Annotated in this window: 12 protein-coding genes; 4 read left to right on the forward strand and 8 right to left on the reverse strand. The window is 68.0% G+C overall.

The genetic code is table 11. The features are described from left to right. Positions 1-151: 151 nt before the first annotated feature. Positions 152-475: a helix-turn-helix domain-containing protein gene (locus ACPTTC_RS20755; RefSeq protein WP_226196251.1), complete on the forward strand. Its 324-nt coding sequence runs from the start codon at positions 152-154 to the stop codon at positions 473-475. 132 nt (positions 476-607) lie between these two features. Here the strand turns inward: ACPTTC_RS20755 and ACPTTC_RS20760 are convergent, their stop codons facing one another. Further along, a complete protein-coding gene (locus ACPTTC_RS20760) occupies positions 608-1,681 on the reverse strand; it encodes an alkene reductase (RefSeq protein ID WP_423393713.1) in 1,074 nt (357 codons plus the stop codon). Positions 1,682-1,852: 171 nt separating this feature from the next. Here ACPTTC_RS20760 and ACPTTC_RS20765 point away from each other — a divergent pair, with 171 nt between their 5' ends. Continuing rightward, complete coding sequence (locus ACPTTC_RS20765) at positions 1,853-2,728, forward strand: LysR family transcriptional regulator (protein WP_423395688.1); 876 nt, start codon at positions 1,853-1,855, stop codon at positions 2,726-2,728. A 30-nt stretch (positions 2,729-2,758) separates the two neighbouring features. On the opposite strand, the gene ACPTTC_RS20770 is transcribed toward ACPTTC_RS20765, so the two are convergent. The 6 genes from ACPTTC_RS20770 to osmF form a co-directional block, all read right to left on the reverse strand. After that, positions 2,759-3,157, reverse strand: coding sequence for a lysozyme inhibitor LprI family protein (locus ACPTTC_RS20770; RefSeq protein WP_423393714.1), 399 nt, complete (start codon positions 3,155-3,157; stop codon positions 2,759-2,761). 21 nt (positions 3,158-3,178) lie between these two features. Next, a complete protein-coding gene (locus tag ACPTTC_RS20775; protein WP_423393715.1) occupies positions 3,179-3,850 on the reverse strand; it encodes a lytic transglycosylase domain-containing protein in 672 nt (223 codons plus the stop codon). Between the two features lie 219 nt (positions 3,851-4,069). Then, complete coding sequence (locus ACPTTC_RS20780; protein ID WP_423393716.1) at positions 4,070-4,846, reverse strand: ABC transporter permease; 777 nt, start codon at positions 4,844-4,846, stop codon at positions 4,070-4,072. Then, positions 4,843-5,781, reverse strand: a complete 939-nt coding sequence (locus ACPTTC_RS20785; RefSeq protein ID WP_175954676.1) for an ABC transporter ATP-binding protein — start codon at positions 5,779-5,781, stop codon at positions 4,843-4,845. The genes ACPTTC_RS20780 and ACPTTC_RS20785 overlap by 4 nt, the downstream gene beginning before the upstream one ends. Then, a complete protein-coding gene (locus tag ACPTTC_RS20790; protein WP_423393717.1) occupies positions 5,778-6,956 on the reverse strand; it encodes an ABC transporter permease in 1,179 nt (392 codons plus the stop codon). The genes ACPTTC_RS20785 and ACPTTC_RS20790 overlap by 4 nt, the downstream gene beginning before the upstream one ends. After that, on the reverse strand, positions 6,953-7,876 hold the full coding sequence (gene osmF, locus ACPTTC_RS20795; protein ID WP_423393718.1) for a glycine betaine ABC transporter substrate-binding protein OsmF: 924 nt from the start codon (positions 7,874-7,876) through the stop codon (positions 6,953-6,955). The genes ACPTTC_RS20790 and osmF overlap by 4 nt, the downstream gene beginning before the upstream one ends. 164 nt (positions 7,877-8,040) lie before the next feature. Here osmF and ACPTTC_RS20800 point away from each other — a divergent pair, with 164 nt between their 5' ends. After that, positions 8,041-8,970: a 2-hydroxyacid dehydrogenase gene (locus tag ACPTTC_RS20800; protein ID WP_423393719.1), complete on the forward strand. Its 930-nt coding sequence runs from the start codon at positions 8,041-8,043 to the stop codon at positions 8,968-8,970. Positions 8,971-9,070: 100 nt separating this feature from the next. Here the strand turns inward: ACPTTC_RS20800 and ACPTTC_RS20805 are convergent, their stop codons facing one another. Further along, positions 9,071-11,035: a Xaa-Pro dipeptidyl-peptidase gene (locus ACPTTC_RS20805; RefSeq protein WP_423393720.1), complete on the reverse strand. Its 1,965-nt coding sequence runs from the start codon at positions 11,033-11,035 to the stop codon at positions 9,071-9,073. 592 nt (positions 11,036-11,627) lie between these two features. Here ACPTTC_RS20805 and ACPTTC_RS20810 point away from each other — a divergent pair. Continuing rightward, complete coding sequence (locus tag ACPTTC_RS20810) at positions 11,628-12,440, forward strand: hypothetical protein (RefSeq protein WP_423393721.1); 813 nt, start codon at positions 11,628-11,630, stop codon at positions 12,438-12,440. The last annotated feature ends 12 nt before the right edge of the window (positions 12,441-12,452 follow it).

Below are 12,452 nucleotides of genomic sequence, written 5' to 3' on the forward strand. Positions count from 1 at the left end.
ACTATGCATCCAAGGGGAGCACGACAATCTTTGTTCCTGAGATATGCGAACAATTGATTGCCTCCGGCGTTCTGACCTATAACTCCGATATTTCCGTAACAATGCTGCCGGTGCGTATTTGGCAGCGTTTTGTTCCTGGTATCCCGGAATTATGGCTCGTACCTTGCCCCGCCCGATTGCATCCCCTGATCCGCTGGCACAGGATCTTGCGGCGCTGGGGGCGCTCGTCCGCAACCGGCGGGCGCAGAACCAGATGCGGATCGATGACGCGGCCGATATGCTCGGCGTCTCCAAGGACGTGCTGTCGCGTCTCGAAAACGGCCGGGCAGTGGGCGTCGACAAACTGTTCAAGGTGCTCGACGGCCTGGGGCTTAATGTGCTCGTCGTGCCGAAACGCGAAGTGCCCGTGGCGCGCAAGGCGCTGCATGAATTGGCCGAGCCGCCCGATCCGACCGTGTCGCGAGAGGGTGCCTGATGGTTCATCGCCTGCGCATCGCGCCGATGGTGCCCAAGGTGAACACCGCGCTGCTTTGACGTCGAGCGTTCCGCGGGCGATCGCCGCGGCACCCGTTCCAGCGTGTCGCAGCGATCGCCCCGATCGGTCGCGTCAAGCCGCAGCCGCCCCATCCAGCGTCGGATAGTCCAGATACCCGCGCGCATCGCCGCCGAAGAACGTCTCGTGCTGCGCATCGTTCATCGGCGCGCCCGTCTTCAGCCGCGTCACGAAATCCGGATTCGCGAGCACCATCTGGCCGTACGCTTCGAGATCGGCAAGGCCCGACTTCAGGTCGTCGCCGATCGCGTCGCGCGGGCGGCCCGGCCGGTTCAGGATCAGCATGCCGCTCCAGCGCTTGCGCAGGTCGGCCAGCAGCGCTTCATTACCGTGATACATCACGTGCAGGTAAGCGAGGCCGAGACGGTCGAGTTCGGTCGCCAGATAGCGGTTCAGGTCCGGCCCTTGCTCGCCTTCGTCCACGCCGCCGAGCTTGGCGCCGGGCGACAGGCGGATCGCGGTGCGGTCGGCGCCGATCTCGTCGGCGATCGCCGTCGCGACCTCGATCGCGAAGCGGGCGCGGTTCTCGATCGAGCCGCCATACGCGTCGGTGCGCGTGTTCGTATTCGGCGCGAAGAACTGCTGGACGAGATACCCGTTCGCACCGTGGATCTCGACGCCGTCGGCGCCGGCCTCGATCGCGCGGCGCGCCGCGATGCGGAAGTCCTCGACGGTCGCGCGCACTTCCTCGGTCGTCAACGCGCGCGGCACGGGGACGTCCTGCATGCCCTTTACCGTGAAAATCTGCACGCCCGGTGCGATCGCCGAGGGCGCGACACCCTGCCGGTGATGCGGCGTATTGTCCGGATGGGACATGCGCCCGACGTGCATCAGCTGGATGAACAGCCGGCTGCCGCGCGCATGCACGGCGTCGCTGATGGTCTTCCAGCCGGCGACGTGCGCGTCGGTATAGATGCCGGGCGTGGTGAGATAGCCCTGCCCGTCGTCGGAAGGCTGCGTGCCTTCGGTGACGATCAGGCCCAGGCTCGCGCGCTGCGCGTAGTATTCGGCGGCCCATTGGCCGGGCGTGCCGTCGACGGCCGCGCGGCTGCGCGTCATCGGTGCCATGACGAGGCGGTTTTGCAGTGTGTAGCGGCCCACGCGGGCCGGGGTGAACAGTTGGCTCATGATGCGTTGCTCCTCGAAGTTCGGGACGGCGGCATCGGGACGATGCCGGTTCAGGCGCCGGCCGCGCATCGTTGCGCAGGCCTTGCCTCCACGCAGCTATCATCCATTGCTTCCTTTTCGGGATAAACCGGGTAATCTGGATAACATTGATCCATTGGCGGGGCAATGAGCATGGAACTGCTGAACGACATGGCGCTGTTCGTCGAAGTCGTGAAGGCGAAGGGCTTTCGCAGCGCGGCCGAGACGCTGGGGATGCCGAACTCGACGCTGTCGCGGCGTATCGGCGCGCTGGAGAAGGCGATCGGGCTGCGGCTGCTGCATCGCACGACGCGCCGGATCGAGCTGACCGAGGCCGGCCGGCTGTACTTCGAGCGCTGCAAGCGCATCGTCGACGAGGCGCGACTCGCGCACGAGCAGCTCGGCGATCTGCTGGCCGAACCGACGGGCGTGCTGCGCGCATCGTTTCCGGTCGATTTCGCGGTGACCTACCTGGCGCCGCTGATCGTCGAGTTCTCGAATCGCTACCCGAAGCTGACGTTTGATTTCGAGCTGACGTCGCGGCGTGTCGATCTGGTGAGCGAACCGTTCGACGTGGCGATCCGCATGGGCGAATCCGACGATTCCCAACTGATTGCACGGCGGCTGGCTACGCTCGGGAACTACCTGTATGCGTCGCCCGGCTATCTCGCGCGCGAGGGCGAGCCGCACACGCCGGACGACCTGGCGCGGCACGCGTGCCTCGGCCTGGCGAGGGCCGGCACGTGGACGCTGCATGACGGCACGCGCACCGTCGCGGTACCGGTGAGCAGCCGTTTCGCGGTAAACAGCGTCGGCATGCTGCGGCGCCTGGCCGCGCTCGACGCGGGCATCATCGTGCTGTCGGAAGAGGTCGTCGCGGATGATCTGGCCGCCGGCCGGTTGCGCCGCGTGATGCCCGCATGGGAGGGCGAGCCGATTCCCGTCTATGCGATGACGGAAACGCGGCTGCTGCCCGCGAAGACGCAGCATTTCATCGAGTTTTTGCGGGAGCGTTTCGCGCAGGCGTGACGGGCGGTTGCGCGCGCATCCTTCCGTCGATCACTGCTGCGCAGGTTGCGGCGCGTCCAGCTGCGCTTCCCATTTCTTCAGGATGCGCACGCGTGCCTGGCTGAAATCGATCCAGCAATTCATTCGCGCATCTTCCGGGAGCATTTGCTGCAGATTGGCGGCTTTCACGTAGTCGCAAGTGTCGTCGGCGAAGCGGGTCCAGCTTGCCTGCGACTTCGCGAGCGCGCTGGCGGCATCGGGGTTGCGCTGCTTGAGCTTGCGCTCGAGCGACTGGTACGCGCGCTCGACGGCCTGATCGTTCTGGCCGAGTACGCAGGTCCGCACGTCGTTCATCGTCAGCGCGTGTTTCTCGCAGTCGACGGCGGCGAATGCGGAGGAGTGGCCGATCGCCAGCGCGGCGACGGCAAGGATGCGGGTGGCGTGGCGCATGCGGATCCGGCGTAGAGCGGGCTAGTTGCCGCGGACCGACGTCGGGCTCGACTTTTCGCTGACCGGCATCATGCGGCCCTTCGCATCATTCGCGGGATTCGCGGCTTTCGCGTCGTCGTCGGGTTCGAGCACGAACCGGAACGAATCGACCCGCTGCATCACCTTCGCCGCATACGCGTTCGACCCGCCGTAGCTCTTCAGCCCGGCCTGCACGTTGCCGCCTGCCGCCCTCACATAGCCCGACAGGATGGCCGACCCGGCTTCGACGTTCGCGTTCGGCTCGGTCAGGTCCTTCACGTTGCGCAGCAGGCCGCGGTGCGCGGCCGGCACGACCTGCATCAGCCCGGTCGCGCCATGCTGGCCGCGTGCCTTTTCCTGGAAGCGCGATTCGATCGAAATGATGGCGTAAACGAGTGCGGGAGGCAGCGAATATTTCGTCGCCGTCACGCTCACGATATCGGCGAGCTTCGCGGCCCGTTCCTTGGCGACGCCGAACTTCTTCGTCAGGTAGGACGTGATGCGGCGGTTTGCTTCGTTCGGCTGATCGTTGGCGTCGGCGAGCGGCGCGGATGCGACGGACAGCGCCGATGCAATCGCTTCGGGCGCGGACGCGGGCAGCGCGGGCGCTTGCTGCGCCGATGCCTGTTGCGCGATGCCGAACGAAAGCACGATTAGCGAGAGAAACCGTCGCATGGTGAAGTGCGGGGAAATGAGAGGCGCATAGTATATCGGCCAATCTCCAAGGGTTGTCGAACGCCGGCTCGAATGAAAGCGACATGTAGGCTTGTTTCGGTGCGCAACGAATCGATAGGGCGATCGTTGCGCGGACACGCATCGTAGTCCAGATAAACGCCGCGCAATCTCGCGCTGACGTTTTTTAACACACGCATAAAGCGTGCTGCGCCGTAGACCTTACGCGCGCCGTGCGGCCGCCACCCGTGCAATCGCGCCGATCGCATCGCTGACGAGCACCGCGAGCAACCCGACGATTACGCCGCCCTGCAGCACGAATGCGGTATTCGACGTCTGCAACCCCGCGATGATCACGTCGCCGAGCCCGCGCGCGGCGACTGTCGAGCCGATCGTCGCGGTGCCGAGATTGATCACGACCGCGAGCCGGACCCCGTTGACGATCACCGGAAACGCGAGCGGCAGCTCGACCGACACAAGTTGCTGCCAGCCGCTCATCCCCATTCCGCGCGCGGCGTCGACGACGTCGCGCGGCACGTCCTCGAGCCCCGCGATCGTGCTTTCGAACACGGGCAGGAGGCCATACAGCACGAGCGCAATCAGCACGGGTTTCAATCCGAAGCCGACGGCCGGCACCGCGAGCGCGAGCACCGCGACGGGCGGGAAGGTCTGGCCGATATCGACGACGCTGCGCGCCACCGGCAGGAAATCCGCGCCCCACGGCCGCGTGACCGCGATGCCGGCCGCGACCGCGACGATCGTGCCGATCAGGCTGGACAGCGCGACCGTGCCGAGATGCGCGAGCGTGAGGTCGAGCAGGCTCGCGCGATCGTAGATCACCGGCGCGCCGTTGTCCGCGAACGGTGCGAACAAGCCTTGCAGCCACGCGGGGCGCAACAGCAGCACGAGCAGCAGTGCGAGCGCGGCCGCGCGGGCCGCATAGGCCGGCAGCCGCCGGGGCAGCGCCGCACGCGCAGGCCGCACGCCGTGCGTCGTCATGCGGGCTTCCTCGCGTGCGCGCGGATCGCATCGAGCGTGATGCGGCGCGTGTTGTGGCCGTCGCCATCTCCGACCGGCAGCACATCGACACCGCGCCACAGCAGCTCGGACACCGCATCGCGCAGCGTGCGTGTCGCGGCGATCGGTTCGCCGTCGGCATGACCGGGTTCGGCCACCGCGTCGATCGGTGTCAGCGCGAGCAGGCGCAGCGGCCGGTCGACGCCCGCGACGAGCTGCTCGACGACGCCGGCCGCCGGCTTGCCGAGAATCTCGGCCGGCGAAGCGACCTGCAAGAGCCGGCCGGCGTCCATCACCGCGATCGTGTCGCCGAGCTTCAGCGCTTCCTCGATATCGTGCGTGACGATCACGACCGTGATGCCGAGGCGGCGCTGCAGCGCGAACAGGTCGTCCTGCGCCTTGTTGCGGATGATCGGATCGAGCGCGCCGAACGGCTCGTCCATCAGCAGCATCGCGGGCTCGGCCGCGAGCGCACGCGCCACGCCGACGCGTTGTTGCTGGCCGCCCGACAGTTCGTGCGGCAGCTTGTCCGCGAACTCGGCCGGCGCGAGATGGAACAGGTCCAGTAATTCGTTCACGCGCGCATCGATGCGATCGGCCGGCCAGCCGAGCAGGCGCGGCACGGTCGCGATGTTGCGCGCGACGCTCCAGTGCGGAAACAGTCCGTGCCCCTGGATCGCATAGCCGATGCCGCGGCGAAGCTGTTCGGGCGCAACGGTGGCCGTATCGACACCGTCGATGCGGATCGTGCCGCTGGTGGGCGCGATCAGTCGGTTGATCATGCGCAGCAGCGTCGACTTGCCGCTGCCCGATGCGCCGACGAGCGCGGTGATGGTGCCGCGCTGCATCGTCAGCGATACGTCGTCGACGGCGACGATATCGCCGAAGCGTTTGCCCGCGCGTTCGATCTCGATCATCCTGCACGCCCCTTCGCGAGCGTGGTCGCGGCTTCGAACATGACGGCGGCCACCAGCGCGAGCGCGATCGTCGGGATCGCGCCCAGCAGCACGAGATCGGCGGCCGATTGCCCGATCCCCTGGAAAATGAAGGTGCCGAATCCGCCGCCCCCGATCAGCGCGGCGACCGCGGTCAGCCCGATGTTCTGCACGAGCACGATGCGCACGCCGCTCAGGATCACCGGCAGCGCGAGCGCGAGATCGACGCGCAGCAACCGCTGCGCGCGCGTCATGCCCATCGCGCGCGCCGCTTCCGTGACGTGCGGCGGCACCTGGCCGAGCCCGACCGCGACGCTCGACGCAATCGGCAGCAGCGAATACAGGAACAGCGCGAGCACGGCCGGCGCGACGCCGATGCCGCGGATGCCCAGCGCGGCCGCGAGCGGCACGTGCGCGGCGAGCAAGCCGAGCGGCGCCATCATCAGCCCGTACATCGCGATGCTGGGGATCGTCTGCACGACATTGAGCACGGGCATCGCGACGGTACGCACCGCCGCGATGCGCGCGCAGGCGATGCCGAGCGGCACGCCCGCGATGAGCGCGGCGGCCACCGAGCCGCCCGCGAGCGACACGTGCCGGATCGCCTCGCGCCAGAAATCGTCGCTGCGCACCGCGTATTCGCGCATCACCGAGAGGCCGTCCCACCAGCCGCTCGCGAGCGGCACCGAAATCGCAGCTATCGCGACGACGAGCGCGGCGAGACGCCGCCACGGGCCGAATGCGAGCCGCGCGAGTGCGTCGGCGACGAGCACCGCCCACGCGAACAGCAACAGCCAGACGCCGGAGGAGGGCGACACGCGGGCGAGCGTGTCGTCAGGTGCGACGACGTGCGTCGCGGCCGCGCCGACCGCGTACGCGAGCGTGGCGAGCCACGCGCAGCCGGCCACGAGCCGCCAGGCGGGGCGGCTTGCCGTCATTGCCCACAGCGCGCCGGCGATCCACAGTGCGGCGAGTACGGCGCCTTGCAGGGCGGGCAGCGCGGCGAACACCGACAGGTCGGCGCCGGCCGCGATCCGGTTCGGCCGCAGCACCGCGAACGGCAGGCCGAGCACGGCGACGATCGTCAGTATTCCGATCAGGATGCCGACCTTGTCGGGTGTCACGCGCCGCGCGGACGCCGCCGCGCGATCCGTCATTTAACGAAGCCCTTCGATTTCAGATAGCTTTTCGCGACGCCGGCCGCCGGCTCGCCGTTGATCTGGATACGCGCGTTCAGCGACTGCAGCGTCTTCAGGTCGAGGCTCGCGAACACGGGCTTCAGGTAGTCGGCGATCTGCGGATGGGCTTTCAGCACGGCTTCGCGGATCACGGGCGTCGGCGCATAGACGGGCTGCACGTGCTTGTCGTCGTCGAGCACCGCGAGGCCGCTTGATGCGATGCCGCCGTCGGTGCCGTAGACCATCGCGGCGTTCACGCCGTCGGTCTGGTTCGCGGCGGCCTTGATCGTCGCGGCCGTGTCGCCGCCGGACAGCACGACGAGCTGCTCGGGCTTCAGCTTGAAGCCGTACGCCTTCTCGAATGAAGGCAACGCGGACGCGCTGTTCACGAATTCGGCCGACGCGGCGAGTTTCAGCTTCCCGCCGCCCGCGACCCACTTGCCGAAATCGGAGAAGGTCTTCAGATGCTGCGACTGAGCGACCGGCGCGAGCACGGCGACGCCCCATGTGTTGTTCGCGGGCGCCGGGGCGAGCCACACGAGATGGTTCGCCGCGTAGTCGAGCTTCTTCGCGGTGTCGTAGCCCTGGCTTGCGCTCTTCCACACGGGATCGTCGGCCTTGTTGAAGAAGAACGCGGCGTTGCCCGTGTATTCGGGGTAGATGTCGATCTCGCCGCTCGTGAGCGCCTTGCGCACGATCGGCGTCGTGCCGAGCGCGATCTTTTCGGTGACCGGAATGCCGTGGGCCTTCAGCACCTGCGCAATGAGGTTGCCGAGCAGGTTGCCTTCGGTGTCGATCTTCGACGACACCACGACGGGCGTGTCGGCGTGCGCGTCGGGCGCGACGAGCGCGGCGGCGAATGCGAGGCCCAGGATCCGGGCGGGCAGGGCGAGCTTCATGAGCCAATCTCCAGGACGGGGGCGTACGCCGAAAGTTACTTGACTGAGCCGGCTTTGGCAAACCGTGCGCGGCGGCGTGCCCACAGCCCGCGTGGGGATAACCCGCATCCGTCACGCGGGCTTGTTACACTGAAATCCATTCCCGCCTGCGGACACTTCCTGCCATGAAGCCCGAGCTGCTGGTCCTCATCGCATTGCGCGGCGACGCGCATCGCGAGATCGCCGCGTCGTTCGACGTGCGCTATGCCCCGACTGCCGAAGAACGCGAACGCGCGATCGCCGAATACGGCGGCACGATACGCGCGGTGCTGACCAACGGCAGCACGGGGCTCACCGCCGCCGAGATCGATCGTCTTCCGCAACTCACGTTCGTCAGCGCGCTCGGCGCCGGCTACGAGCACATCGACGTTGCGCATGCGAAGGCGCGCGGCGTCACGGTCGTGACGGGCGCCGGCACCAACGACGATTGCGTCGCCGATCACGCGTTCGCGCTGCTGCTCGCGGCGGTGCGCGGCGTCGTGCGGCTCGATGCGAAAACCCGCGCGGGCGTGTGGCGCGAAGGGCTGCCGATGCCGCCGAACGTATCGGGCAAGAAGCTCGGCATCGTCGGGCTCGGCAAGATCGGCGAGAAGTGCGCGCGCCGCGCGGCGGGCTTCGATATCGAGATCGGTTATCACAACCGGTCGGAGAAGAACGTTCCCTACCGCTATTTCGACCGCGTCGACGCGCTCGCGCAGTGGGCCGATTTCCTGATCGTCGCGACGCCGGGCGGCGCGGGCACGCGGCACCTGATCGATCGCGCGGTGCTCGATGCGCTCGGCCCGGGCGGGTTCGTCGTCAACGTGTCGCGCGGCAGCGTTGTCGATACCGCTGCTTTGGCGGAAGCGTTGCGCGAAGGGCGCATCGCGGGCGCGGGGCTCGACGTGTACGAAGGCGAACCCGAGCCGCCGCGTGCGCTGACGGATCTCGACAGCGTCGTGCTGACGCCGCACATGGGCGGCTGGTCGCCCGAGGCGCTCGATCGGTCGGTGCGGCAGTTTCTCGACAACGCCGCGCGGCATTTCGCGGGGCAGCCGGTGCTGACGCCGGTTTAAGTCACGTTTGAGTCAGGTTTTCCGGATATAAGACAGTGCGGACGGCGGCCGACGTCGCAACGACATCGGCCTCCGTCCGCTGTGCGTCACTGGCGCCCGATCAGGACGAAGCCGAAGCCAGCGGCACCGTCACCGACGTACCGGCCGGGTCAAGCGTCAGCCCGGTGCCCGGCGTCGGCCGCAGCGTGGCCTCGTTGTCGCTGGACAGGACGACGAGCCCCAGCCGGTGGCCGGCTTCCAGCTTGTAGTCACGCGGCATGAACGTCAGCTTCAGGTCGTACGGCATGCCGGGCAGCACGGGCTCCGAGCGCCACTCGGACCACCGGTTGCGCGGGTCGGTCCACGCACGCGTGACGATCGTGGCCGTGCCGTCCGGCGCGCGATCGACCAGCAGGGCCGTCACGTTGGCTACCGCCGTGAAGGTCAGCCTCACGCGTGCGGTCGCGGCGCCGGACAGGCGTGTCGCGGCCGCGAGCGGCGCGGTTTCGAAACGGCTGCGGTTCTCGCCCGTCGGCGCGTTCGCCAGCGTGAGCGCGGTGATGCGTGCATCGTCGGTGAAACGGGCGAGCGGGCCACCGGTCGGCAGTCGCAGCAGCGTGCCCGTGCCCGCGCCGTCGCCGCCCGCGAAATACGTGACCGGCGTGGCGTGGCGTGCGGCCCAGTCCGCTTCCTTCAGCAGCGTGCCGTCCGCCTGCTCGATCACCGCGCGCGGATCGCGTTCGACGCCGTTGTCGAAACCGATCAGGTAGCGCGTAAACCAGCGGTTCACTTCGGCGGTCCACGCATCGGCCATCGCCGGCACGCGGGTCGGGTCGGTGTGCTTCAGGCGATGCAGCCACAGCTGCGTCGGTACGCCCTGGCGTCGCATCGCGAGATGCCACGACGTCGACTGATCGACGCGCACGTTGTCGTCGGTCAGCCCCTGCGCGACGAGCGCCGGCGCGACCGCGTATGCGGTGGGAATGTCGCGCGCGGCCCAGAACGGCGAATAGTCGCCGGTCTTGCGGTCTTCCTGCTGCAATGCTTCGTCGATCAGGTGCGTGCAGCGCTCCGGATGCGCGTTCGTCAGCAGCGCCTTGATGTACACGTCGACGTCCTCGCCCTGATAGCCTTCCGGCGCACGCACGAGCCCGCCCGAGCGGTAGTAGCCGTACATGTTCGTCAGCCCGGCGACCGGCACGATCGCGTCGAGCCCGCGCGTGCGCAGGCTCGCGACCATCTTCGGCAGCGTGCCGTCGTACGACACGCCGTACATGCCGACGTGGCCCGTCGACCAGTTCGCGACGACCGTCTTGCCGTTCGCGTCCTTCGCGGTCGCGTCGCGGCCGAGCCAGCGGATCACCGATGCCATCGCGACCGATTCGTCGCGCGTGAGGATCGTCGGGCAACCGTCCGAGCCGGCGGTGCCGAGCGAATCCGCGTAGACGATCGTGAAGCCGCGTGGGATGAAGTAGCTCTCGATCCACGAGCGCCCGGCGGCGGCCGCTTCGACCTGCTGCTGCAGCCGCACCTGCGGCGCGGCGGCCATGATGCGCGCGGACGTCGATGCGGCCGCGGCGGCCGGTGCGTTGGCGGCGGGGTGCGGCGTGCCGTCGAGTTCGACGTCGACGTTGTGGTCGGGGCTGTCGGCGAGGCCCGCGTAGTACGGGCTGGCGAGCACGATGACGGGCGTGCGCGCGCCGTTCGCGGTTTCGCTTGGGCGCACGATGCGCACGTGGATGCGGTCGCGCGTGCCGTCGCCGTCGGAATCGACCGGCGTGTCGACCCACGCGTTCTCCTCGATCGTGCCGCCCGACAGCGACGGCTGCACCTGGCCGTTCGCGATCACGGGCCGGTAGCGGCCGCCGCTGGCCGGATTGGCGTACGGCACGCCGGACGGCGAAATGCGTGATGCCAGCGATTGCTTGTCGGCCGCCGAGGCGGCGGCCCCCTCCTGTTGGCCCTGCGCGAGCGCGGAGACGCCCGCCACGCTGCCGCCGTCGTCGCCGCCGCATGCGGCGAGCGTCGCGGCTGCAACGAGCGCGGGAAGCCACGCGCGACGCAATCCGGTTCGATGAATGTCCATTGTCGACCTCTTGTTGTGATTGTCTGGAACCGGACGGCCCGCGATATGCCCCCTGCGGCCCGGCCGGGTGCTGCATCGGATGAAACGGAACGGCACCTACGAAAGCGCCGGGCGCGATGCCCGGGTGTCACGGCCGGCGTCGACGCGCGTCACGCATCGCACAAACCGGCGGGTGTCGGGGCGACGGCATCGCCCCGAACGGAAAGCGTCAGCGCGGCGGCTGGTTCGTGCCGCACGGTCGATGCGAGGCAGGCGGTACGAAATGAACGCAGGAGTGCGAATCAAATGCGGGCATACCCGATCTTCCTTCAGGTTTCAGATGAAACGGAACGGCGCGATGCGATGAGGCGGGGATGTTGCGAACGGCGGTGCTGCAACGGCAGGAAAGCGCGACGCGAGTCGGCGACGCTGACCGGAATGCTTTCCGGAAGCTTGCGCAAAACTTATCTCAGTGAAATCTCGGTGTCAAACTTTTTTAGTTTGAGTCAAACAAAGTTTCCAGGCGCGCCGGGCGATCGACATGCGATCGGTCTAAATTTCCGGGAAATCTGTCCGTAAACGGTAAAAAACAGATTGAAAGGAGAGAGAGGGCATGACGATTTCAGTCACGGCAGCGAGCGGCCTTTCGCTCGTGCAGATGGCGCAGGATGCGGCGCTCGACGGGCGCCCACAGACGGACGCGACCACCGGGAAACCGCCGGACACGCCGATGACCATCCGGGCGCTGGACCAGGAAGCGATGCAGGCGGCGCGCATGAAGCAGATGTCGATGCTGGGCGACCTGTCGACGAAGCTGCGCGGCGTCACCAGCCAGCTCGCGACGAGCATGCACGAGATCATCGCGAAGCGCCCGGACCTGGCGGACGCGCAGTTCGACTTCAAGACCGACGACGGCCGGATCAAGGTCGTGTCGAAGACGATGACGGAAAGCGATCGCGCGTGGGTGGAGTCGACGCTGAACGCGAACGCGGGCCTCGTGCTCGCGACGCGCGAGTTTCACCAGCAGGCCGTCGACTTTGCCGGGCAGGGCGCGGCCGCCGTGGGCGAGACGTTCACGGACGACGATCGCAAGGTGGCCAGCCAGCGCGCCGACGCGGACTTCCTCTTCATGAAGGAGATCAACGCGTCCGTCGCGCGCAACCAGAAGATCGAAGAGGTCGGTGGGCATTTCACCACGCAGGACGGCACGCCGCTGAAGTTCGACCCGTCGGCCGGCAGCGCGCGCGGCACGCTTGCGCTGCTGGATACCGACCGTCAGTTGTCGTCGGGCGCGGCGATCTTCGTCGACGACTCGGGGCAGAAGACCGACGGCAGGCGCGCGGGCCTGATCGACGTCGGCTTCGGGGCGGCGTTCGAGGACATCCTGAACGGCCGCAACAGCATCGGTTTCCACGAGATCGCATGACGACGCGCCCCG

It is taken from the genome of Burkholderia mycopellens (assembly GCF_964265025.1).
Classification (GTDB): Bacteria; Pseudomonadota; Gammaproteobacteria; order Burkholderiales; family Burkholderiaceae; genus Burkholderia.

Bases quoted from the DNA above. Each gene is read 5' to 3' on its own strand.
- ACPTTC_RS20770 (WP_423393714.1), bottom strand. From the start codon at position 3,157: ATGCGCCACGCCACCCGCATCCTTGCCGTCGCCGCGCTGGCGATCGGC.
- ACPTTC_RS20775 (WP_423393715.1), bottom strand. From the start codon at position 3,850: ATGCGACGGTTTCTCTCGCTAATCGTGCTTTCGTTCGGCATCGCGCAA.
- ACPTTC_RS20810 (WP_423393721.1), top strand. From the start codon at position 11,628: ATGACGATTTCAGTCACGGCAGCGAGCGGCCTTTCGCTCGTGCAGATG.
- ACPTTC_RS20780 (WP_423393716.1), bottom strand. From the start codon at position 4,846: ATGACGACGCACGGCGTGCGGCCTGCGCGTGCGGCGCTGCCCCGGCGG.
- ACPTTC_RS20790 (WP_423393717.1), bottom strand. From the start codon at position 6,956: ATGACGGATCGCGCGGCGGCGTCCGCGCGGCGCGTGACACCCGACAAG.
- ACPTTC_RS20785 (WP_175954676.1), bottom strand. From the start codon at position 5,781: ATGATCGAGATCGAACGCGCGGGCAAACGCTTCGGCGATATCGTCGCC.
- ACPTTC_RS20760 (WP_423393713.1), bottom strand. From the start codon at position 1,681: ATGAGCCAACTGTTCACCCCGGCCCGCGTGGGCCGCTACACACTGCAA.
- osmF (WP_423393718.1), bottom strand. From the start codon at position 7,876: ATGAAGCTCGCCCTGCCCGCCCGGATCCTGGGCCTCGCATTCGCCGCC.
- ACPTTC_RS20800 (WP_423393719.1), top strand. From the start codon at position 8,041: ATGAAGCCCGAGCTGCTGGTCCTCATCGCATTGCGCGGCGACGCGCAT.
- ACPTTC_RS20805 (WP_423393720.1), bottom strand. From the start codon at position 11,035: ATGGACATTCATCGAACCGGATTGCGTCGCGCGTGGCTTCCCGCGCTC.
- ACPTTC_RS20765 (WP_423395688.1), top strand. From the start codon at position 1,853: ATGGAACTGCTGAACGACATGGCGCTGTTCGTCGAAGTCGTGAAGGCG.
- ACPTTC_RS20755 (WP_226196251.1), top strand. From the start codon at position 152: ATGGCTCGTACCTTGCCCCGCCCGATTGCATCCCCTGATCCGCTGGCA.